The organism is Hydrocarboniclastica marina, assembly GCF_004851605.1.
GTDB lineage: Bacteria > Pseudomonadota > Gammaproteobacteria > Pseudomonadales > Oleiphilaceae > Hydrocarboniclastica > Hydrocarboniclastica marina.
The window spans coordinates 919,219-939,913 of record NZ_CP031093.1 but is presented as its reverse complement, the minus strand read 5'-3'; the positions used below and the strand labels follow the sequence as shown (position 1 = coordinate 939,913).

Annotated in this window: 21 protein-coding genes; 16 read left to right on the top strand and 5 right to left on the bottom strand. The window is 58.5% G+C overall.

All coding sequences use genetic code 11. The features are described 5' to 3' along the window. Positions 1-31 precede the first annotated feature (31 nt). Complete coding sequence (locus soil367_RS04290; protein WP_136547238.1) at positions 32-637, bottom strand: FMN-dependent NADH-azoreductase; 606 nt, start codon at positions 635-637, stop codon at positions 32-34. Between the two features lie 118 nt (positions 638-755). On the opposite strand from soil367_RS04290, the gene soil367_RS04285 reads away from it, so the two are divergent. From soil367_RS04285 to soil367_RS04260, 6 genes are all read left to right on the top strand, one after another. Further along, the gene (locus soil367_RS04285) at positions 756-1,673 is read left to right on the top strand and encodes a LysR family transcriptional regulator (RefSeq protein ID WP_136547236.1); all 918 of its coding nucleotides are present in this window, start codon (positions 756-758) and stop codon (positions 1,671-1,673) included. Positions 1,674-1,848: 175 nt separating this feature from the next. Further along, positions 1,849-3,021 (top strand): PQQ-dependent sugar dehydrogenase, encoded by a 1,173-nt coding sequence (locus tag soil367_RS04280; protein WP_136547234.1) that lies wholly within the window; start codon positions 1,849-1,851, stop codon positions 3,019-3,021. Positions 3,022-3,238: 217 nt separating this feature from the next. Further along, on the top strand, positions 3,239-3,568 hold the full coding sequence (locus soil367_RS19145; protein ID WP_136547231.1) for a KGG domain-containing protein: 330 nt from the start codon (positions 3,239-3,241) through the stop codon (positions 3,566-3,568). A gap of 219 nt (positions 3,569-3,787) precedes the next feature. Then, the gene (locus soil367_RS04270; RefSeq protein WP_136547228.1) at positions 3,788-4,747 is read left to right on the top strand and encodes a YihY/virulence factor BrkB family protein; all 960 of its coding nucleotides are present in this window, start codon (positions 3,788-3,790) and stop codon (positions 4,745-4,747) included. Between the two features lie 39 nt (positions 4,748-4,786). After that, positions 4,787-5,767: an SDR family oxidoreductase gene (locus soil367_RS04265; protein WP_136547226.1), complete on the top strand. Its 981-nt coding sequence runs from the start codon at positions 4,787-4,789 to the stop codon at positions 5,765-5,767. 44 nt (positions 5,768-5,811) lie between these two features. Further along, the gene (locus soil367_RS04260; protein WP_136547224.1) at positions 5,812-6,936 is read left to right on the top strand and encodes a phospholipase D-like domain-containing protein; all 1,125 of its coding nucleotides are present in this window, start codon (positions 5,812-5,814) and stop codon (positions 6,934-6,936) included. A 242-nt stretch (positions 6,937-7,178) separates the two neighbouring features. Here soil367_RS04260 and soil367_RS04255 read toward each other — a convergent pair whose 3' ends face one another. Further along, entirely contained in the window at positions 7,179-7,514 is a 336-nt protein-coding gene (locus soil367_RS04255) for a KGG domain-containing protein (protein ID WP_136547222.1), read from the bottom strand. A gap of 417 nt (positions 7,515-7,931) precedes the next feature. Between soil367_RS04255 and soil367_RS04250 the strand changes: the two genes are divergently transcribed. The 10 genes from soil367_RS04250 to fabB all read left to right on the top strand — a co-directional run bounded on the left by soil367_RS04250 (position 7,932) and on the right by fabB (position 16,940). Beyond that, complete coding sequence (locus soil367_RS04250) at positions 7,932-8,393, top strand: hypothetical protein (RefSeq protein WP_216642772.1); 462 nt, start codon at positions 7,932-7,934, stop codon at positions 8,391-8,393. A 12-nt stretch (positions 8,394-8,405) separates the two neighbouring features. Further along, entirely contained in the window at positions 8,406-9,446 is a 1,041-nt protein-coding gene (locus soil367_RS04245; protein ID WP_136547220.1) for a PQQ-dependent catabolism-associated beta-propeller protein, read from the top strand. An 11-nt stretch (positions 9,447-9,457) separates the two neighbouring features. Then, entirely contained in the window at positions 9,458-10,666 is a 1,209-nt protein-coding gene (locus soil367_RS04240) for an ABC transporter substrate-binding protein (RefSeq protein WP_136547218.1), read from the top strand. A gap of 87 nt (positions 10,667-10,753) precedes the next feature. Then, positions 10,754-11,629, top strand: coding sequence for a substrate-binding domain-containing protein (locus soil367_RS04235; RefSeq protein WP_216642771.1), 876 nt, complete (start codon positions 10,754-10,756; stop codon positions 11,627-11,629). A 244-nt stretch (positions 11,630-11,873) separates the two neighbouring features. Then, the gene (locus soil367_RS04230) at positions 11,874-12,617 is read left to right on the top strand and encodes a hypothetical protein (protein WP_136547216.1); all 744 of its coding nucleotides are present in this window, start codon (positions 11,874-11,876) and stop codon (positions 12,615-12,617) included. Positions 12,618-12,656: 39 nt separating this feature from the next. Further along, complete coding sequence (locus soil367_RS04225; RefSeq protein ID WP_136547214.1) at positions 12,657-13,064, top strand: phage holin family protein; 408 nt, start codon at positions 12,657-12,659, stop codon at positions 13,062-13,064. Further along, positions 13,061-14,059 (top strand): DUF3618 domain-containing protein, encoded by a 999-nt coding sequence (locus soil367_RS04220; RefSeq protein ID WP_136547212.1) that lies wholly within the window; start codon positions 13,061-13,063, stop codon positions 14,057-14,059. Before soil367_RS04225 ends, soil367_RS04220 begins: the two co-directional genes overlap by 4 nt. 92 nt (positions 14,060-14,151) lie before the next feature. Further along, positions 14,152-14,589, top strand: a complete 438-nt coding sequence (locus tag soil367_RS04215; RefSeq protein WP_136547209.1) for a ferritin-like domain-containing protein — start codon at positions 14,152-14,154, stop codon at positions 14,587-14,589. 173 nt (positions 14,590-14,762) lie between these two features. Then, on the top strand, positions 14,763-15,596 hold the full coding sequence (locus tag soil367_RS04210) for a gamma-glutamyl-gamma-aminobutyrate hydrolase family protein (RefSeq protein ID WP_172962259.1): 834 nt from the start codon (positions 14,763-14,765) through the stop codon (positions 15,594-15,596). A gap of 135 nt (positions 15,597-15,731) precedes the next feature. Next, positions 15,732-16,940 (top strand): beta-ketoacyl-ACP synthase I, encoded by a 1,209-nt coding sequence (gene fabB, locus soil367_RS04205; protein ID WP_136547205.1) that lies wholly within the window; start codon positions 15,732-15,734, stop codon positions 16,938-16,940. 19 nt (positions 16,941-16,959) lie between these two features. On the opposite strand, the gene soil367_RS04200 is transcribed toward fabB, so the two are convergent. The 3 genes from soil367_RS04200 to dnaB form a co-directional block, all read right to left on the bottom strand. After that, positions 16,960-17,832: an SDR family oxidoreductase gene (locus soil367_RS04200; protein WP_136547203.1), complete on the bottom strand. Its 873-nt coding sequence runs from the start codon at positions 17,830-17,832 to the stop codon at positions 16,960-16,962. A gap of 164 nt (positions 17,833-17,996) precedes the next feature. Beyond that, the gene (alr, locus tag soil367_RS04195) at positions 17,997-19,088 is read right to left on the bottom strand and encodes an alanine racemase (RefSeq protein ID WP_136547201.1); all 1,092 of its coding nucleotides are present in this window, start codon (positions 19,086-19,088) and stop codon (positions 17,997-17,999) included. A gap of 25 nt (positions 19,089-19,113) precedes the next feature. Beyond that, on the bottom strand, positions 19,114-20,499 hold the full coding sequence (gene dnaB / locus soil367_RS04190; RefSeq protein WP_136547198.1) for a replicative DNA helicase: 1,386 nt from the start codon (positions 20,497-20,499) through the stop codon (positions 19,114-19,116). Between the last annotated feature and the right edge of the window lie 196 nt (positions 20,500-20,695).

The window sequence follows — 20,695 nt, the reverse complement described above, 5'->3', positions numbered from 1 at the left end:
CAGCCGCCCCTTATGGCTGGTAGCCCGGTCGTCACGCGCTGAGGAGCACCTCGATCTGTTCTTCGGCCCGCGCAACAGCACTCTCGCGCCCGGCATCGCCCATCGACAGACCTTCGGCATAGGTGAAGGTGACGTTGTTGATCCCCAGAAACCCGAGCATGTGTTTGAGGTAGGGTGCCTGAAAATCGGCCGGACCGCCGGCGTAGCGACCGCCGCTCGCCGTGAAGATGTAGGCATGCTTGATCGGCAATAACCCCTCCGGCCCGTCGCTGCCGTAGCGAAAGGTGGTCCCTGCCCTTGCCACATGATCGAACCAGGCCTTCAACGTAGAAGGTAAATTGAAGTTGTACACTGGCAGCCCGATGACAAGGATGTCGGCCCGGAGCACCTCGGCTACCAGCGTGTCGGCCAATAGCGCGGCATTCGCCTGGGCTGGGGTGCGCTCTTGCGGGGGCATTCCCGCAGCGGCAAAGGTTTCGGCGGTGAGGTGAGGTATCGAATCGCTGGCAAGATCCCGGCGTATTAGCAGAGCATCCGGCTCACGCCGATACCATTGCTGAACGAAGGTGTCGGCCAAGCTGGAGGACGTGCCAGAGTCACTGAAGACGCTGCTGTTCAGTTGGAGGATCGTTGTCATGGGGCTTCTCCTGAATCGTTCTGGTGTGGGTAGGCCTGCGGCCAAAGCCCATTAAACGATTGATAGAAGCGATTAAAAAGCGCAATGTATCGCCGAAAGCAATTCAAGGAATCGATATATGGCCAGCCCAAGGATTTCCCTGGAACAGTGGCGCGCCCTGGTGGCTGTGGTTGACTCAGGCGGCTATGCCCAGGCGGCAGAGCAGATCCATAAGACCCAGTCCACAATCAGCTACGCTGTCGCCCGCATTGAGGAGGCTCTCGGCGTACCGCTGTTCACCATCGAGGGCCGCAAGGCCGTACTGACCCCCGCAGGACGTGTGCTATACCGTCGCGGCAAAGCCCTGGTCGCCGAAGCTGAGCGTATTGAACGCACGGCGTCCGGGCTGGCCGCCGGTTGGGAGCCCGTACTGGGCATTGCCGTTGAAATCCTGTTTCCTACCTGGCTTCTGCTTACGTGCCTGGACAAATTCGCCGCTGAACACCCCCAGACACGCATTGAGCTTTACGAATCAGTGCTCGGGGGCACCGATGAACTGCTCCAGGAGGGCCGGGTCGACCTGGCGGTCGCATCTGCTGTGCCCGACGGTTTTGTCGGCGACCCGTTGCTGCAGACGCGATTTGTCGCCGTAGCTGCACCTCACCACCCGTTGCACCAGCTAAACCGCGACCTCAGCCTGGAAGATCTGCGAGACCACCGCCACCTCATCATCCGGGATAGCGGCACGCGCCGTTCGCGTCCCGGGGCCTGGGAAGTCGCTGAGCAGCGTTGGACAGTAAGCCACAAGGCGACATCGATCCGGGCAGCTACCATGGGGTTGGGATTCGCCTGGTTCGCCGAAGATGTCATCCGGGATGAGCTCAACGAGGGCCACCTGAAACCCCTACCGTTGGTTCGCGGCGCCGAACGCTGGGGGACCCTGTACTTGATCTATACCGATGAAGACTCGGCCGGTCCTGGCCTGCAACGGCTCGCTCAGATAATCCGTGAGCACGCCAAAAAGTGTGGTACAAACACAGCAGCACCGCTTCAATAGACGCAGTCGCCGGACCCGGCAGCGCTCGTTCGCCGCCAGCTCATGCGCCAGTTCCAGGTAAGAGTTGCGGGTAAGAGTTCCGGGTGAGGGTTCCGTGAGGGAGTTCCGTGTGACAGTTCCGTGTGACAGCTTCGTGCACTCAGACGTCAAGCACTTTACATCCGCGAGGGTTGCCATGAGGCCTCAAACACATGCATTTCTGGGATTGCTGACTGCCCTCGTCTTCTCGGCCGCGCTCGCTGGCCAGAAACCGACGTCAGACCCGACAGCATCCAAACCCCAGGGGGCCGAGGCTGAGATTTATCAGGTCGAGACACTGGCACAGGGGCTTGAGTACCCCTGGTCACTGGCCTTTCTCCCTGAAGGGGGCATGCTGGTTACGGAGCGGCCCGGCCGCTTACGCGTAGTCTCGGCCGACGGTCGGATGCTGACCAACCCTGTGGCCGGGCTTCCTGTTGTTCTCGATGAGGCGTTTTCGCAGCTTCTGGATCTTGCCTTGGCGCCGGACTTCGAGCGCAGTCGCCGACTGTTTTTCAGTTTTATCTGCGGCTCAGACAAGGCACATGGTTTATGCCTGGCAAGCGCTTTCTTTCCGCCCGACGGCGGCGAACGACCTGCCCTGGAAAGGGTTGAGACATTGTTCAAGGCCGAGCCCATGCTCGACGGCAGCCGACAATATGGCGGGCGCATGGCCTTTCTCCCGGACGGCACCCTGACACTAACCGTTGGCGACTTCTATGACTACCGTGAGAAATCGCAGGGCCTGAGTAACCACCTTGGCAAGGTCATCCGGCTCAATCAGGACGGTACGGTACCCGCGGACAACCCCTTCCTGAAGACTGAAAACGCTCGTCCGGAAATCTACAGCCTGGGCCATCGCAACCCACTCGGGATCCTCTGGCATTCGCCAAGCCAGCAACTGCTACTTCACGACAACGGTGCCCAGGGCGGAGACGAGCTCAACGCTGTAAAACCTGGGGCCAATTACGGCTGGCCTATCGTCAGTTATGGCGTAGAGTATTCTGGAGATCAGATCTCTCCCTACAGTAGCCTGCCAGCGTTTCAGGATCCCCTTCTCCACTGGACCCCGTCCATAGCACCTTCAGGCATGAGCTATTACGACGCCGAACTGTTTCCGGCATGGCGCGGCAGCATTCTCGTTTCAGCCCTGAAAGGCATGGGCGTCCACAGGATTACATTGTCTGAACGAGGCGCCAATGATGTGGAAACGCTTTTCACCGAGCTCAATGCGAGGTTTCGTGATGTGCAGCCCGGCCCCGAGGGTGCGCTGTACCTCTTAACCGATAGTCACGAAGGGAAATTGCTGCGCGTGATTCGGGCAGACTAGCGCGGTCGGATTGCTCGCAGGCACTACTTTTTGACCGTCTCGAAGCTTACAGCGCAGATGAGTATCCGTCTGTTTTATAAGCAGATTCTGGTTAATGCACGGTAATTGGCCAGATGAACCCGGGGCTGATAGCTTGAAGATGTCGGTTAGGGAAAGCGATAACCTTTCAAGGATGAGATAGACCGACACAAAGCAATTGAGCAAAGGAGAGTTCAGTATGGCTAACGATCGCAATGACAATCGTGGTTTCGCTGGCATGGACAAGCAGAAGCAGGAAGAAATCGCAAGCAAAGGCGGCAAGGCTGCACACGAAAGCGGCAATGCCCACGAATTCGATTCCAAAGAAGCTCAGCAAGCAGGACAAAAAGGCGGACAGGTAGCCCATGAGCGCGGCACCGCCCATGAGTTCAGCTCTGACGAAGCCCGTGAGGCCGGTAAGAAAGGCGGCCAGGTAGCCCACGAGCGTGGCACCGCGCACGAGTTCGACTCCAAAGAAGCGAGCGAAGCCGGTAGAAAAGGCGGCCAGAACAGCCACGGCGGCCGATAACCGGCGCCGCCCGCGCCATTGGCGAGGGCGGACACGGGCAGTGTCCCAGACACAGCCTGACCGAAAATGCGGCGCGAGGTCAGTCACGCACTGACTTCGTAGCCGCATTTTTTTGGTACGGTAAACGTAGATGATGGGCTGAAACAGAGCGCCCGGGAGGAGAGGTCTGGGACTGTCTAGCTGTTAAATGCCGAACCAACATGGCAAAGGAGCGCCAACATGAATGACACTTCAGCGAGTCACCGAGGCCGGTTGGCCACAGGACCACGGCAGTTCGACCGGGCTGGATGGCGCGACATTCTTCTGCGTGTCAAACAGGAGCTGTCAGAAGACAACATCGGCCTCATCGCTGCCGGGGTTGCCTTCTATTTCCTCCTGGCCATATTCCCCATGGTGGCCGCGTTCCTTTCAATTTACGGCCTGGTTTTCGATCCCGCCGAGGCTCAGCAACAGATTTCATCCCTGGCTGGAATTCTACCGGGCGACGCCCGTGAACTTCTGACGCAGCAAACCCGTCAACTGACCAGTGGCTCGAACTCTGCCCTTGGTTTCAGCGCAGCCCTGAGCCTACTCATAGCCCTGTGGAGCGCGCGCCAGGGCACGAGCGCCATGACTGTCGCACTCAACATTGTCTACGAAGAGGAAGACCAACGCAGCTTCGTCAGACAGGCAGCCTTCACTTTTCTTCTGACACTCGTACTTATCATCTTTTTTATCTTTTCGCTCGCACTTATAGCCGCAGTGCCGGTCGTCCTGTCATTTCTCGGCCTCGGCCGGGTCGCCGAAATCGCGCTTAACTTCCTGCGCTGGCCTCTCCTTGGCGTCGTAGCTGTGCTGGCACTTTCAATGCTTTACCGATATTGCCCGGACAGAACTCCCGCGAAATGGCGTTGGTTGGCGCCGGGGGCGACACTTGCCGTGGTTTTGTGGTTAATTTCCTCAGGGCTGTTTTCCTGGTATGTGACGAGCTTCGGCAACTACAACGAAATGTACGGCTCAGTCGGGGCCGTTATCATTCTCCTATTCTGGTTCTACCTGACGGCTTATATTTTTTTGCTGGGGGCTGAGCTGAACGCTGAAATGGAACACCAGACCCGTGAAGACAGCACCACGGGTTTCGACCTGCCCATGGGCGAACGAGGCGCCTATGTCGCCGACAACCTCGGGGAGAAACCCTGAGCACGACTAACCAAACGCATACAGGACAGGAGGTCTGCCATGCACAAGCGAGAACTGGAAGGAAAAGTAGTCGTTATCACCGGTGCCAGCAGCGGCATCGGACGCGCCACAGCAGAAGCCTTTGCGGCAGAGGGTGCCTGTCTGGCGCTCGCGGCGCGCGACGCCGACGCGTTGGCGGAGGTAGCCGCGGCCTGTTCCATGGCTGGCGGGAAGGCAATGGTCGTACCCACGGATGTAACCAACGCAGCGGCGGTGGCGTACCTTGCCGAGCAGGCCTTGCTGACCTACGGTGGCAAACTCGACATCTGGGTTAACAACGCCGGCGTGGGCGCAGTCGGCGGGTACTGTGAAACGCCTATGGCTGTGCACGACCAGGTCATCCGCACGAACCTTTTAGGCTACATGCATGGCGCTCATACGGCTCTGCCGATTTTCAAAAGGCAGGGCCAGGGCATGTTGATCAACAATATTTCCTTTGGCGCCTGGATGCCCGCCCCCTACGCGGCCGCATACAGCGCCAGCAAGTATGGCCTGGCCGGATTCTCGGACGCGCTCAAAGGCGAGTTGCGCTCCTGGCCGCATATCCACATCTGTGACGTCTTCCCATCGTTTATCAATACGCCTGGACTTGAGACTCATGGGGCAAACTATTCCGGCCACGCGGTCAAGAGTACGCCTTGGGCCGCGGACCCTTTCAAGGTAGCCCGGGCGATTGTGGGACTTGCGAAGAAGCCGCAAGAGAAAATGCCGGTAGGGGCACTCTCGACAATGGCGAGAATCGCCCACAGCACGGCGCCCCGTCTCGGTCGAAATGCCGCAGCCCGGACAATGGAGTCGCTCCTGAGCCGGGCCAATGAAAGTCCGGCTTCAGACGGCGCGCTTTTCCAGAGTATTCCCGCGTCCAAGGGGGTATACGGCGAACGCCCCCGGCTCTACCACAACAGAACACTACTTGCCGGGGCCATGGCAGTCGCATTAGGGTATGTCACGAGCAGGTTGATGCGGCGCTCGCTGCAATAACGGTCCGCTGACTGTTAGCCGGGACAAATTGATGAGGAGTACGGATGCGCGAAGTCTGGCGTAGCGCAAACCGGTTCAGACTTCTACCGGAAGGCAAGCGATTCATTCCCGTAATACTCAAGGCTATCGCCACCGCACAACACACGCTGCTGGTCGAGCAGTACCTGGTCGAATCCGGTCGCCTGTCGGGTCTTTTCATCGATGCCCTGGTTCGTGCCGCAGATCGCGGCGTTATTGTTCTGGTGCTTCTGGACGGGTATGGCTCGCAAGGTCTCAAGCGTAGGGATGTGGAAAAATTGACCGGCGCGGGGGTATTCGTACGCTACTTCAACCCGCTGCGCTGGGACAGTCTTAGCAACAACCTCACCCGCGACCACCGGAAGTTAGTGGTGGTTGATCACACACTGGCGTTCACCGGCGGCTTTTGCCTTGTGGACAAGTTTATTGATGCCTGGTATGAAGTGGCGATTCAGGCGGAAGGCCCCGTGGTGAAGGACTGGATCCGCCTGTTTTCCCGCCTCTGGGATTCAACCGCGGCGCAAGGAAAATACCCCGTAGCTCAGCAGATCGTCGAACAGGCCTCCCCGCCCGTCGCCGAGTTCACGCCTGGCATGCGCGGTCGGGTAATCTGGGCTCGCGGGTACAGACACCAAGCTATTCGCCGTTCCCTGCATCAACGTACCTCATCAGCCCGGCACCGGCTCTGGCTCTGCACACCCTATTTCGCGCCGACCCGGGGCCTGCGCCGAAGGCTGGTAGGCGCTGCCCGGCGCGGCGTCGACGTACGAATTCTGCTTCCCGTCAGCCGCAACAATGACCATCCGGGCGTGCAGTTCGCGGGACAGCGCTTCTACACGCGGCTGCTGGAGGCGGGCATACGCATCTTTGAATTCCAGCCGAACTTCATACACGCCAAATTCTGCGTGGTTGATGACTGGACGACTATTGGGTCCTGTAACTTCGACCACTGGAGTCTGCAGTGGAATCTGGAAGCTAACCAGGAGGTGGAGGATCGCGCGTTTGCCTGTGAAGTCGCTGAGCTATTCGAACGCAATTTCCTGGCTAGTGCAGAGATAGACCCTGAATTATGGGCGCGACGCCCCTGGCAGCAAAAATTAAGAGAGTGGCTGTACGGTAAAATCAGCAGCTGGCTTAACCGATTGCGATAACAATCCGGGCGCGGCCTTTCCTGGGGCCGCGCTGTCAGCTTGACTGCATTGTCCTCGAAGAAGCCCACAGGCGCGATCGGCGGCAAAGGTCTGGCCGCTAGAGGAGGTTAGCCGGTCAGTCAGAGCAACAGCTCCATCACGGGTTGACCCGTTTCAGCCCGACACAGAAACAAGCGAAACCCGAGTGAATCGGGCTCGCTTGGTCAGCAGGTTGCAGTTATGTCTGGGCTAGTGAGCAAATGTCACTTGCTACGTCCGCCACGGCTGTTCTGCCCGCCTTTACGACCCGCCTTGCGGGCCTCCTCTGAGTCAAACTCGTGAGCAGAGCCGCGCTCATGGGCAACCTTGCCACCCTTCTGTCCGGCTTTGCGCGCCTCCTCAGAGTTGAACTCGTGTGCTGTACCTCTGCGATGAGCTTCCTGGCCCGCCTTACGGGCTTCCTCAGATGAAAACTCGTGGGCGTTTCCACTTGCATGGGCCGCCTTGCCGCCTTTGCTGGCAATCTCCCTCTGCCGCTTCTGATCCATTGAAGCAAAGCCACGATTTTCCGTACGGTCGCTTTTACTGTTGGTCGCCATAACGGGACACCTCCCTATAGTGTTTTAATTTCCTTGCAAGCCGGGCAGACGCTTTAGCTGCCAGACAGTCGACGTCAGACGTCTAGCGTGAATTTGCAAGGCAGATGCCAAGTCGCGATGAGGCGGGGTTACGGGCAAATTTACTTAATATTATCAAAAGCTTAAATAACAAAGACCCGACGATTTTCTTACACATTCTGCCCAGCATCGGGCGCCGGGGAGAGTACTCAGTTGAACAATTTTCAAAGTGTGCGAAATATTTCCCGCTGCCCACCGGCCTGTACGGTGTCGACTGGCTGCGTCTCCTGAAGGCGCTGCCCTCCTGTATATGCCACCTGCAGCCCATAAGGTTCCAATTATTAACGTCTTGGGTTAGCCTCAAACTGACAGCAATCCACCAAGGAAGGAGGTTATCCCATGCACAACTCATCATACGACTCGCTTCATTCCGATACATTCTCCGGCCCCCGGCAGAGTCATACTCTTGCCCGCGCACTCGGCTGGATGTCGATCGGTCTGGGCGCAGTCGAGCTTCTGACCAACCGGCAACTCAGCGAGAAACTCGGCACTGGCGGCGATGGACGTATCTTCCAGGTCTACGGGCTGCGCGAGATAGGCACCGGCATTGGCATACTGGCCTCGGAAAACCCCATGCCCTGGATCTGGGGACGTGTCGCGGGAGACTTGCTGGACATGGCCACCCTTGCGCCAGAACTCAGCGCAAAGAACCCTCAGCGTAAGCTGGCTGGCGCCGCAACTGCCTTTGTGGCGGGTGCAACGTTGATCGACTTCTACTGCGCCCTGCAGGAAACCCGCAACACACGGGCTGAAAACCAACGGCAGCTGCCAGACTACTATGCCACTGAGCTCCAGCATTAAAAGGATCCCCAGATGAACCGGCGTTTAGCGGCGCTTGTGCTGCCAGCCCTTACCTTTCCGTCTGTCGTACCGGGCCTTCTGGCCCGGGTTACTGTTCTCCTTTTCTGCTTTTTTTGCTTTGCGGGTCAAAGTCTGGCCGCCGGCACAGGCTATGTTTTCGTCAGCCACGAACGCTCACACACCGTAGCCGTCCTCGACCCCTCCAAGGGTCACGAAGTGATCCGTACCATCGACACCTGCAATCGGCCCCGGGACATGCATTTTGATCAGAGTCATGAGCGGCTGTATGTAGCCTGCGGTGATGACGACGTCATTGAGGTCATTGATGTGGCGAAGCTTGAGGTTATTGATCGGATAGAGACAGGGCGAAGCCCCGAGGTCTTTGCCATCAGTCCAGACGGCGAGTCACTGTATGTGTCAGAGGAAGAGAGCTCGATCGTTCGTCAGATCGACATGGAAACCAATGAGACGCTGGCGGAAATTACCACGGGCCCGGAGCCCGAGGGCGTCTTGCTGACACAGGACGGTGCCCGGCTATTCGTGACATCGGAGATAGCCGACATGGTGCATGTCGTTGACACAGCAACAGGCAAGGTAGAGAAGAACATCGTCGTCGGTACACGGCCCCGACGTTTCGAGATGAACCAGGACCACAGCGAGCTTTGGGTAACCGACGAGCTAGCGGGACAGGTATCCATTATCGATACCGAAAACCTGGAGCTGCTCCATCAGCTTCCCATGGTGCCACCTGGGTTTCGCCCTTCGGAAGTCACACCGGTCGGCCTGGACCTGTCTGCGGATGGCAAAACGATGTACGTCACGCTGGGACGCGCCAACCACGTCGCCTTTGTCGACGCAGACACCAGGGAAGTACTGGACTATGTACTGGTCGGCAGCCGAGCCTGGGGCGTCGCGGCAAGTAAAGACGGACAGTTCCTGTACGTGGCTAACGGCCTTAGCGACGACACAACCGTTGTCGATGTAGAAAGCCGCAGCGCTGTAAAGTCGATTCCAACCGGGCGTGTGCCTCATACCGTCGTGATCGATGACTGACAGGAGTGCTGATGAGAGAAAGGATGCACTGGCGCTTCGGCCTGGCCGTCTGTCTGGCCCTGTTGCTGGGGCTCACCGGGTCTACAGGGGTCCTCGCAGCAGCTAACCAGCCGATTGTTGTCGGTTATGTCGAGATCGACAACGACCCGCGATATCAACACGACAATGCGTATACCGGGATAGAGTTTCGGACGCTGGGTCGTCCCTATGCCGGGGCAGAACTGGGTATTGAAGACGCCCGGATGCTGGGAAACGTTATCGGCGTCGAATTTCAGCTTGTAAAAAAATCGGGCTCGTCCGTGGACGAGCTGGTGGAGACACTGAGGCAATGGAGAGATGACGGTGTTTCCTTTGTTCTGACCGACCTGCCCGCTGATACGCTCAGCCAACTCGCTGCTGCCGTATCCGAGTGGCCACTGCTGCTGCTCAATATTTCCAGCGCCGACGACAGCATCAGGGGGGAGAGATGCCGCGCCAACATAGCGCATGTCTATCCCAGCCGCCGCATGCTCACTGACGCCCTGGTTCAACATCTGGTGAGCCGCAAGTGGAAGGATATCCTCATACTGAAGGGCGAGAGGCCGGCAGATGCTCAGCTCGCCAAGGCGCTCACTGCCTCCGCCAAGAAGTTCGGCGCCAACATTGTCGGGCAGCGCGCCTTCAAACTAAGCAAGAATCCCCGCGACCGAAGCCAAAACAATATCGCGTTACTTACGGGCGATGCTGATTACGATGTCGCGTTCGTGGCTGACGAATCCGGTGAGTTTGACCGCTATGTCCCTTATCAGACCCAACTGCCCCGCCCCGTTGTCGGCACCGCCGGCCTGACACCCCGGGCGTGGCACTGGAGCTGGTACCGCCATGGTGCGCCGCAGCTGCAGCACCGGTTTGAGGCCCTTGCCCCGCCACGCCGCATGAATAGTGAAACCTGGGCCGCGTGGGCGGCTATAAAAGCGGTCTCCCAGGCAGCGTTGCGGGCCGAGCGTAAAACCTTCCCTGCTATGAGACAGTTTATGCTGGGTCACGATTTCAATCTTGACGTTGCAAAAGGGAATCCATCGAGTTTTCGCACCTGGAACCAGCAGTTACGGCAGCCAATTTTGTTGGCAACGCCCAATGCTGTGATCGCCAGGGCGCCCCTGGAGGAGTTCCTCCATGAAAAAAGCAGACTCGATACGCTGGGTGAAGACCGGCTGGAAAGCCAATGCGACCTGAACTAGCAGTGCTTGTATCTGAATACGGCCATTTGTCTTTCCATGCGCCCGGGCTCTCCATACCTGAACCAGCACTATCGAGAGGGAGGTAAAGTGAACATCTGTCGAGTTTCTGTCCGCCGGGTCATGCTGCTTTTCAGTTTCAGCCTGTTCCTGCCGGGCGTGACCATGGCCAGCGGACCGTTCCTGCATGAGGTACCCGAGGCTCTGCAACGGGATGAACTGCGCGTCTGCGCCGACCCCAACAACTTACCGTACTCTAACAGGCGCGGAGAAGGCTTCGAAAACAAGCTGGCGGAAATGGTCGCACGAGACCTGGGTAAGACCGTTTCCTACTTCTGGCATGCCCAGCGCAGAGGTTTCCTCCGCTCGACACTCGGCGCCGACAAGTGCGACGTCATTTTAGGAATGACCCCAAACGGCCGCGTGGCCACGACCCGATCCTACTATCGATCCAGCTACGTGTTCGTCAGCCGCGCCGACCGTGACCTCGAATTTTCATCCATGCAGGCGCCTGAACTGCATGACTTGCGAATCGGGGTGCACCTGATAGGCGACGATGGAACGAACCCGCCCCCGGCCCACGCCCTCGGACAGCAGGGCATTGTCGAGAACGTGGAAGGCTACCTGATCTACGGCGATTACCGCGAGGAGTCCCCCCCCTCTGCGCTGATCAAGGCTGTCGCCTCCGGTGAGATTGACCTGGCCGCGGCATGGGGCCCTCTTGCCGGTTACTATGCCAGCCAGTCCGACGTTCCGTTGCGCATCGTCCCCATCACCGACACGCTGGAGTACATGCCTATGCTGTTCCAATACGCCATCGTTATGGGCGTCCAGAAAACCAATCCGGAGCTCAAACGACAACTCAATGAAGTGATTTACCAGCGTAAGGAAGAGATACAGGCTTTGCTGGAACGCTACGGTGTGCCTCTGGCTGGCCAGGGTGCCATGATCCTCGGCGGCCGATAGCCTTGCCTGCATCCCATACCCGTAGTTTTTACAGTTTGCGGTAAATTTTTCCGCCTTTGCGAAGCGCACCAACAGGCCAACAGCGCCGCAAAGGTGCCGGCGTGGGGCACGTAAGGCGCACCCGCCCTGGTTCCGCGGGCAGCGGAAGGGCGACACAGGCACCGTTGGCACTGAGCTTGCAATACAAACTCAGGGTTACTACGGTGGAGTAACTACACCCAGAACAGGAAGTCAGGGAGGAACTATGAGCAACAATGATCCGTTAAATCCGACAGGAAAGAACACCAGCAACCAGCCCCCGCTGGGAGACCCGGCGGTACCGCCTAACCCAAGCACCCGGGATGCCGCGCAGGCAGCAGGCAAAACCTCAACAACTCCCGCATCAGGTTCCGGCTCTGCCCAGAGCAAGTCGCCATCCGGTTCGACTCAGAGCGTCGGCGGCAATGGCCAAAAAGAGCAGCTTCAGCAAGAGATGAACCAGACCGGTTCCAAGGTTAAGACCGAGGTGACCGGCGCTGCCCGCGAATTTGCCGACAGTGCGCGCAAAACCGCCGAAGCTCAGGCCCAGCGACAGCAGGACGCCGCAGCGGGCGAACTCGGGGGAATCGCCAACGCCCTTCGCAAAACCGCTGACGAAGTACAAGGCCAGAGCTATTTCCCGTTGGACCGTTATGCCCGACAGGCCGCAGACAAGCTGGACGACCTTTCCGAAAGCCTTCGTGGCGGGGATGTTCGAACTGCTTTGAGCCGGCTGGAGACCTATACACGGGAACAGCCAGGCGTGGTCCTGGGCGGCGCAATTATCTCCGGTTTCCTGCTTGCGCGTTTTATCCGGGCCTCCGGCGAGCGCCGCCATAGCAGCTCCTCCACTGGGTCAACTGCGGGATACTCCAGCAACGCCGCCCGCGGTAATAACGTGTCACGCCCCGGTGCAACCGTCGGCTCATCAGGAACGGGCATGTACCCGGGCAATGGAACACCGTACTGATCTACGGTAATTCTTCGACAGATCCAGTAGGAGGCTGACATGGACGAGCAAAGGGACCCGAATCGTTCACTGACCAGTTTGATAAGTGAACTGGCTGACGAGAGCAGCGCTCTGGTTCGCCAGGAGGTAGCACTTGCGAAGGCTGAGGCGCAGGAGAAAGTCACCCAGCTGACCAACGGGATCAAATACCTGGTGATCGGCGGTGCCATTCTGATAGCGGGGCTTTTCTATATCCTTGACGCGGTTGTTTACGGCATCGCCCGGCTCATGCCCGAGCAATACCAGCTCTGGCTGGCTGCGCTGATTGTCGGCGTCGTCGTAGGGGTGATCGGACTGGTTTTACTTAAAAAGGGCGAAAAAAACGTGCAGGGCACCAACCTGCAGCCTCGCCGGACGGTTCGATCGGTAAAATTGGATACCCAGTTGGTTAAAGGACATTCCCAATGAGCCATCAGGACGAGAATTCTCCCGAGTATCTGGAACAGCAGATAGAACAAACCCGGAGCCAGTTAAGCGACACCCTGAACGAACTCCAGAGCCGGCTCTCGCCGAGTGATCTGTTCGAAGAGGCGCTGACGTATGCAAAGTCACACCGGGAGTTCGGCCAGAGTATCGCGACGACGGTGCGGGAAAATCCGATTCCCATCTGTCTGATGGGAATAGGCCTCACATGGCTTATAACCAGTGGCGCGTCTGGACCTCGGCACAGGCTGGGCCACAGCGGTAGTGATTCCTTCGATTCAGCACCGCTAGCGGGTGACCCGCGGTTCAGCGATCATCCAGAAGGACCTACTCCGCAGCCCTACCCTGCTGGGGACGGGAGTAGCCGCGTCGGTGGCGCAAAGCAGAAGCTCTCCGATGCGAAAGCCCAGGCCAGTGAAAAGGCCAGTTCAGTCAAAGATAAAATGCAGGATGCAAAATCACAGCTGGGGCAGAAAGCCGAGTCGGCGACGAATTCAATATCGCATTCGGGCAATGGATCTCAGCATAAGGGGAAAGACATGAACGAACGTTATCAAAACATGCGGAACAAAGGGTCAGAAGTAGCTAGAAACATGCAGGAAGGCTACCACCAGAGAACCCATGAGATTCGTCATCGGGCCAATTCTCTGATTGAGGAACGCCCACTGGCGGTAGCTGCGATAGGCTTTGGTATAGGTGCAGCTATTGGCCTGCTTATGCCGTCTACTGAGCGCGAAGACCGCCTCATGGGCAGCACTCGAGATCACTTGAAACATCGCGCAATGGAAGAAGGCGAGCAACAGTTCGAGCAGGCTCGCAGTCAGGTCGAGAAGACTGCGGAAGCGGTTAACGAGCGCGTTCAGGAGGAAGCAAAGAACCGCGAGGCTTCGGGCTCGAAGGGCGGTAGCCAGGCGAGCCCGGCCGGCAAAGCGGGTACCAGCAGTGCTAGTACAGCCGGTACCCCCAACCGCAGCGTATAGTCTGCTGCGGTACGCGGGCGCAGGATCATCGTGCCCGCGCTTGAAAATGGATCTGTAAGCAGAAGCAACTCTGCGAAAGGAGGAAAACTATCATGGCTGATACGAAGAACGTTGCGAAACACCTCAACAATCTTATCCAGCTCGACTACGATGCTATCGCCGCCTATGACGCTGCCATTGAGCGGCTTGAAAATCCCGATTTTGAAACAAAGCTTCGCGAGTTCCGGGATGACCATCTGGCCCACGTCGAAAAACTGGGCGAACTGGTTCAGGCCCAGGGATCCGAGCCGGCCTCCAGCAGCGACATGAAAAAAGTGCTCACCAAGGGCCAGGTCGTCATGGGCGGACTGGTAGGCGATGGTGCGATCCTTGAGGCAATGAAGCTCAACGAGGACCAGACCAATTCGATGTACGAAGCCGAAACAGCGGAGGACATGCCGCCCGAAGTGCACCAGGCGCTGGAGCGCGGGCTGGCGGACGAGCGCCGGCATCGCGCCTGGATTCAGAAGACATTGGCTGAGATAGCCTGATACCCAGGGTGTCAGCGCCAGTCTTGCAGGAGCCGGGGCACGTAGTCCCGGCTTTTGCGTTTTAAATGGTTCGTACGATGATAGGCTAAGCTGAGTCCCTACCCGTTCGGCCTGCTGGAAGTGGTGTAGCACGCAGCGGCGGACACCACGACATGACAGGGAGCAGACGACCTTTGCCAGACAAACCTCTAATTGGCGTGACCGGGCCCGACAAAGGCGGCCGTGCCGCGTGGTGGGCGACGCGCTGGGCCTTGAGCCGTGCAGGCGCACGCGCTTGCTGGATCCGACCAGGCCAGCCCCGCGACATTGACGGCCTCGACGGCCTAATTATCGGTGGAGGCGCTGATGTGTCGCCGCACCTTTACGGCGAGAAACAGATTGAGCATGTCCTTGAGCAAGCCCGTCAGGCAAGTTCTCTCCGTAAAAAATTGCTCACGCTTGTCGTTTTTCCGCTAATTTTCCTGTTCCGTATTGCCCTGAGCGGCCACACCTCAAAAACCGAAGACCACGCCCGGGACGAACTGGAAAGCAGGCTTATCCGCGAGGCGATCGCCCGTGACCTGCCGGTGCTGGGCATATGCCGTGGCGCCCAGTTGATCAACGTAATTCTGGGCGGTTCGCTTCACCAGCAAATACTCGACTTTTACACCGAGTCGCCGCAGATCCGGTCGGTGCTGCCGCGCAAACAGGTGGAACTGCTCCAGGGGAGCCGCCTTGAACAGATCCTCCAGTGCAGTTGCTGCCATGTGAATGCGTTGCATCGTCAGGCGATAAAAGAGCCTGGGCTTGGTCTTCAGGTTGTTGCGCGCGAGGCGAACGGTGTAATCCAGGCAGTTGAGAACAGCCAAAAACAGTTTCTGATAGGCGTTCAGTGGCACCCGGAATTCATGCCCCAGAGCGAAGGACAGTTCAGCCTGTTCCAGGCCCTGACACGGGCCGCTCGCCCTGCGCCCAAGGCGCGCGAAAGCGGCCCGGATCTCAACAAGGCAGGCTCGCGGCAGCGGTAGTGCCTCACAGACTTTGGTCACGTTTCCCTGCAGGTGTGTCCGCCCCTACAATAGACTGGTAGCAGTATCCCTCGGGGGCCATAGAAGGTCAGCCGCCGCGGTCGCTGAAACGCCTTTACTACAGGATATGGAACCATGCGTCGAGCCGTCATCACCGGTATGGGAATCGTCTCATGCCTTGGCAACAACACTTCGGAAGTACTGGACAGCCTGCGTCAGGGCCGTTCTGGTATTCGCTACAACGAAAGCTATCGCGAAAAGGGTTTTCGCAGCCAGGTGTCCGGTTCTGTTTCGGTGGACCTCAGTGTCATCGATCGTAAGCAGCGCCGCTTTATGGGTGATTCCGCGGCGTTCGCCTACCTTTCGCTACAGCAGGCAATAGCCCAGGCGGGTCTGACCGAGAACCAGATCAAGAGTGACCGCACGGGAATTATCGCCGGATCAGGGGGCGCCTCGTCCCAGTATCAAATCGAGGCGGCCGACATTCTGCGCGAGAAAGGCGTGCGCAAGATCGGGCCCTACATGGTGCCGCGCATTATGACCAGCACGGTGTCGGCTTGTCTGGCAACAGCCGTGGGAATCCGGGGAGTGAACTATTCCCTGTCGTCCGCATGCGCGACCAGTGCTCACTGCATAGGCCATGCGGTCGAACAGATACAGAACGGCAAGCAGGATATCATCTTTGCCGGCGGCGGCGAGGAAGAGCATTGGGGCCTGACCATGCTGTTCGATGCCATGGGTGCGCTGTCCACTCGATACAACGATGCGCCCGAAACTGCATCACGGCCATTCGACAAAGACCGGGACGGCTTCGTCATTGCGGGGGGTGGCGGCATGCTTGTGGTGGAAGAACTGGAACACGCGCGTCGCCGTGGAGCAACGATACTCGCGGAAGTGGTAGGGTACGGCGCAACTTCGGATGGCGCGGATATGGTTGCACCGTCGGGCGAGGGCGCCGAGCGCTGTATGCGCATCGCCATGGCCAATCTGAGCCGGCCAGTGGACTACGTAAATGCCCATGGCACCAGCACGCCCATTGGAGACATCACGGAGCTACGTACTCTGCGGCGACTGTTCGGCGACAAGGTACCGCCTGTCTCTTCAACAAAATCGCTGTCTGGCCACTCTCTGGGTGCTGCCGGCGTACACGAAGCCATCTACTGCCTGCTTATGCTACAGGAACAGTTTATAGCCGGCACACTCAACCTCAATGAAACAGCGGACGAGGTGGCGGACCTCAACCTGCCACGAACTGCCCAGGACGCCAGTCTGGATGTGGTCATGTCAAACAGCTTCGGGTTCGGCGGCACCAACGCGACTTTGGTTCTTCAAAAACCGCACTGATGCCCGCTACTGTCGGCATCTAGTTGAGGGCTGTACGCTCCCTTTGGCGTTCGGCCTGCTCGCGTCGCAGAAGGTCATATTCCTGCTCTACGGCGTGGCGCCAGGAAAGCTGTTTGATACCGAAGGTGTTACGGATCTTCAGGCAGCCCATAACCGCATTCTCAGGCTCCAGTCGACTCCAGGGTTCAGCATCATCTACGAGCATGGGTGGGGCATCCAGTTTCAGGATGTCCAGTATCGCCTGCCCCAGCTCGTACATGGTCACTTCTTCACTGCCGGCGTACTGGAAAGTGCCCCAGCTCTCCGAATCACAATCCAGTTGCTGAAGGATAGCGGTGAGTACGCGGGCCTGATCCATGGTCGCTACGGCCTGCCCTTGATAGCGACTTGATAGAAGAAGCCGCTCTTCAGCGCGGGTCATCAACCGGACGAACCGGCGCAGTGACCAGCCTGTTCGCAAGATCAGGTGTTTGCTGAGATTCGCGCGCAGGTATTGCTCAGTCTCCCACTGACATTGCCCAAGCATGCTGAGCGGATGGCCCGGGTTGCTGGTGATGTAAGGTTGGTGCTTGCGTCCATCGAAAATATAGCAGCTCGAGAGTTGCAGCATTGCCATACCGTGCTTTTTGCAGAAGTCTGCCAGTACCCTGGGTAACTCCACCAGCCGGTGGCGGCAACTCTCAGGGTGAGCCTCAGCCCATTGTGGGTCGTCCAGGGCGACGGTATTCACCAGCAGGTCCATGCCCTCAGGTAGCCAGGACTCGACCTTATCGAGCGATAGATCGTCAATCTTGCTGACCATTACAGGCGTTATCTGCAGGGAGGTCTGCTCCAGCCTTTCCAGCAAAAGCTGTCCGGCCTGCCCGTATTCCTGAAGTACCAGAATTTTCACATTTTTCCCGCGGTTTTACTGAGTTGCGCCCGAAGCGGTCTCAAGTGTGTTCGTGGTTATCCACAGCAGCCAACCGGCTAGCTACAAGAATAGGCCAGGCCGGAAACACATATCAATTGCATAGGCTAAAAGAGGCTGGCAAGCAGGTGAAAGTGCCAACCGCCTCAGGCTGAAGCCGACAGAAGAACACGCGGCACACGTGATGTGACCCTCGTGAGCAATTCGTAGCCGATGGTGCCTGATGCCTGGGCCACTTCGTCGACGCTGACGGTTGAGCCCCAAAGCTCTACCCGGTCCCCCGGCTTTGCATCCGGTAGCTCGCCAAGATCGACCGCAAGCATATCCATGGAAACGCGTCCGATCAGTCGGGTTCGACGCCCTCCGACAGCCACGGGTGTACCGGACGGCGCTGCTCGCGGATAGCCATCACCGTATCCGATAGCGACGATGCCCATACGGGTCGGACGGTCTGCGCACCAGTCCGCACCGTAACCGACGGCATCCCCCGGCTGGAGATCCCGCACCGCAATCAATGCTGACTCCAGCGTCATCACGGCCTCGAGCCCCAACGTCGCCCCCGTGCTTCGGACCAGCGGCCCGCTTCCGTAAAGCATAATGCCAGGCCGAGTCCATTCATTTTCGCCGGCGCGGGTGGTGTAGTGGGCCGCCGAGTTCGCCACGCTTTGCGACTTCTCCGGAAAAGCCGAGCGAAGATCTGCCATAACTTTGAGCTGATCGCCGGTCCGGGGGTGGTCCGGCTCATCCGCTTGAGCAAAATGAGTCATCAGCGCCTCGACTGCGACCCCGGGAATTGCTTCGAGCGCGGACAACACGCGAGGAACATCGCCGCTGGGGAAACCCAGCCGGTTCATGCCGGTGTTGACCTTGATCCAGACGGTGACAGGCCCCTGGAGACGGGCTGCCCTCAAACTGTCCAGCTGCTCGGGACTGTGTACTGCCGGAATGAAGTTCTTCTGGCTACAAGCGAGCCATTCGTCAGGTTCGTATACGCCCTGCATGACCAGAACAGGTGTGCGGGGGACTACGGCTCGCAGAGCCAGTGCTTCTTCAAGAATCGCAACGGCAAATCTGGGCGCAACAGACGCAAGACTGGTCGCAACCGCTTCGATGCCATGACCATAACCGTTGGCCTTGACCACCGCGATCGCCTTGCCCGGATCGGCCAGGGCGGCGGCTCGTCTGTAGTTGCGGTGCAGCTTGTCGAGATCAACAATTGCGCGGGTTGGCCTGGGCATCAGTTCTGTCCTGAGTGTCCTGTCACTAAAATTCGCCGCCATAGTCGCCGTGTGCCAGGTCTTCAAACTTGGTCAGGTTGCCAAGGAACGCAAGACGGATAGAACCAATAGGCCCATTCCTCTGTTTCCCGATGATGATCTCGGCGATGCCTTTGTCCGGCGTATCCTCGTTGTAAACCTCATCCCTGTAGATGAACATGATGACGTCGGCGTCCTGCTCGATTGCGCCCGACTCCCGGAGATCCGAGTTAACGGGTCTTTTGTTCGGGCGCTGTTCAAGGCTGCGGTTGAGCTGGGAAAGTGCTACTACGGGACAGTCCAGTTCTTTTGCAAGTCCTTTAAGCGAACGCGAGATCTCGGAAATTTCTGCCGTCCGGCCTTCGGTGCTGCCAGGCACACGCATCAGCTGCAGATAATCCACCATGACCATGCCTAACTGACCGCCGCACTCCCGGGCGACCCGGCGAGCTCTCGATCGCAGATCCGTAGGGGACAAGGCGGCGGTGTCATCAATGTAGAGCGGCTTATCCTTGAGCAGACTTACAGCTGAAGTGAGCCTCGGCCAATCGTCTTCCTGCAGGTTCCCACGACGAATCCGGGTCTGGTCGATGCGACCGACGGAAGACAGCATCCGCATGATCAGCGCATCCGCTGGCATTTCCATACTGAATACCAGCACCGGTTTGCCCGTGTGCAATAGCGCGTTCTCGACCAGATTCATCGAGAACGCGGTTTTACCCATGGAAGGCCGGCCAGCGACGATAATGAGATCGGAGGGCTGGAAGCCGGATGTCATCTCATCAAGATCGCGAAAACCGGTAGTCAGGCCTGTGAGCGACCCTTCGGTTTCAAACAGCTCTTCGATCCGGGCAATCGTCTTGGTCAGTATGGGGTTGATACTGATAGGCCCGCTTCCCTCGCGGGTATGGCTCTCTGCAATCTGAAAAACGTTGCGCTCGGCCTCATCCAACAGCTCTGCGCTGGTTCTCCCTTTGGGATTATAGGCGGAGTCGGCAATACCTCCAGAGACCTCGATCAGGCGACGAACAACGGCCCGCTCCCGAACGATACTGGCATAGGCTTTAACATTAGAGGCGCCTGGCGTCTGTTCAACCAGATCACCCAGATAACCAAGACCGCCGGCCGCCTCAAGGTCACCCGAGCGCTCCAGCCACTCGGCCAGGGTCACGACATCGAGCGTATCGCCCTCGCCCGCCAGGCGCTCTATTGCAGTAAAAATCAAACGGTGCTCGTGGCGATAGAAGTCTGCGGCAGCGCATGACTCGGCCACCAGGTCCCACTTGCTGCTGTCCAGCATCAGCCCACCGAGGACTGCCTGCTCTGCTTCAAGGGAATGGGGGGGAACTTTGATGCGGCTGACGTCTCCGTCGTACTCCGTGATTGCCGCCATACCGGGGGACCTCCACGCTAACCTCGCCCACGGGGCAAAGCATACCGCTCAGAAAGATTGCTGGTCAGAAGTAACCCGACAGCACTGTTGTGCAGGTCAATATCTCAACGTGCAGCAGATGTCAGCCTAAGGCCTTTCTACCTGAAAGAGCCATCAGCAGGGACGCGCTGCAGGCCGGGAGAACTCCGGCGCACGA

Bases quoted from the DNA above. Each gene is read 5' to 3' on its own strand.
- dnaB (WP_136547198.1), bottom strand. From the start codon at position 20,499: ATGGCGGCAATCACGGAGTACGACGGAGACGTCAGCCGCATCAAAGTT.
- soil367_RS04220 (WP_136547212.1), top strand. From the start codon at position 13,061: ATGAGCCATCAGGACGAGAATTCTCCCGAGTATCTGGAACAGCAGATA.
- soil367_RS04215 (WP_136547209.1), top strand. From the start codon at position 14,152: ATGGCTGATACGAAGAACGTTGCGAAACACCTCAACAATCTTATCCAG.
- soil367_RS04245 (WP_136547220.1), top strand. From the start codon at position 8,406: ATGAACCGGCGTTTAGCGGCGCTTGTGCTGCCAGCCCTTACCTTTCCG.
- soil367_RS04260 (WP_136547224.1), top strand. From the start codon at position 5,812: ATGCGCGAAGTCTGGCGTAGCGCAAACCGGTTCAGACTTCTACCGGAA.
- soil367_RS04270 (WP_136547228.1), top strand. From the start codon at position 3,788: ATGAATGACACTTCAGCGAGTCACCGAGGCCGGTTGGCCACAGGACCA.
- alr (WP_136547201.1), bottom strand. From the start codon at position 19,088: ATGCCCAGGCCAACCCGCGCAATTGTTGATCTCGACAAGCTGCACCGC.
- soil367_RS04250 (WP_216642772.1), top strand. From the start codon at position 7,932: ATGCACAACTCATCATACGACTCGCTTCATTCCGATACATTCTCCGGC.
- fabB (WP_136547205.1), top strand. From the start codon at position 15,732: ATGCGTCGAGCCGTCATCACCGGTATGGGAATCGTCTCATGCCTTGGC.
- soil367_RS04240 (WP_136547218.1), top strand. From the start codon at position 9,458: ATGAGAGAAAGGATGCACTGGCGCTTCGGCCTGGCCGTCTGTCTGGCC.
- soil367_RS04285 (WP_136547236.1), top strand. From the start codon at position 756: ATGGCCAGCCCAAGGATTTCCCTGGAACAGTGGCGCGCCCTGGTGGCT.
- soil367_RS04255 (WP_136547222.1), bottom strand. From the start codon at position 7,514: ATGGCGACCAACAGTAAAAGCGACCGTACGGAAAATCGTGGCTTTGCT.
- soil367_RS04290 (WP_136547238.1), bottom strand. From the start codon at position 637: ATGACAACGATCCTCCAACTGAACAGCAGCGTCTTCAGTGACTCTGGC.
- soil367_RS04230 (WP_136547216.1), top strand. From the start codon at position 11,874: ATGAGCAACAATGATCCGTTAAATCCGACAGGAAAGAACACCAGCAAC.
- soil367_RS04265 (WP_136547226.1), top strand. From the start codon at position 4,787: ATGCACAAGCGAGAACTGGAAGGAAAAGTAGTCGTTATCACCGGTGCC.
- soil367_RS04280 (WP_136547234.1), top strand. From the start codon at position 1,849: ATGAGGCCTCAAACACATGCATTTCTGGGATTGCTGACTGCCCTCGTC.
- soil367_RS19145 (WP_136547231.1), top strand. From the start codon at position 3,239: ATGGCTAACGATCGCAATGACAATCGTGGTTTCGCTGGCATGGACAAG.
- soil367_RS04225 (WP_136547214.1), top strand. From the start codon at position 12,657: ATGGACGAGCAAAGGGACCCGAATCGTTCACTGACCAGTTTGATAAGT.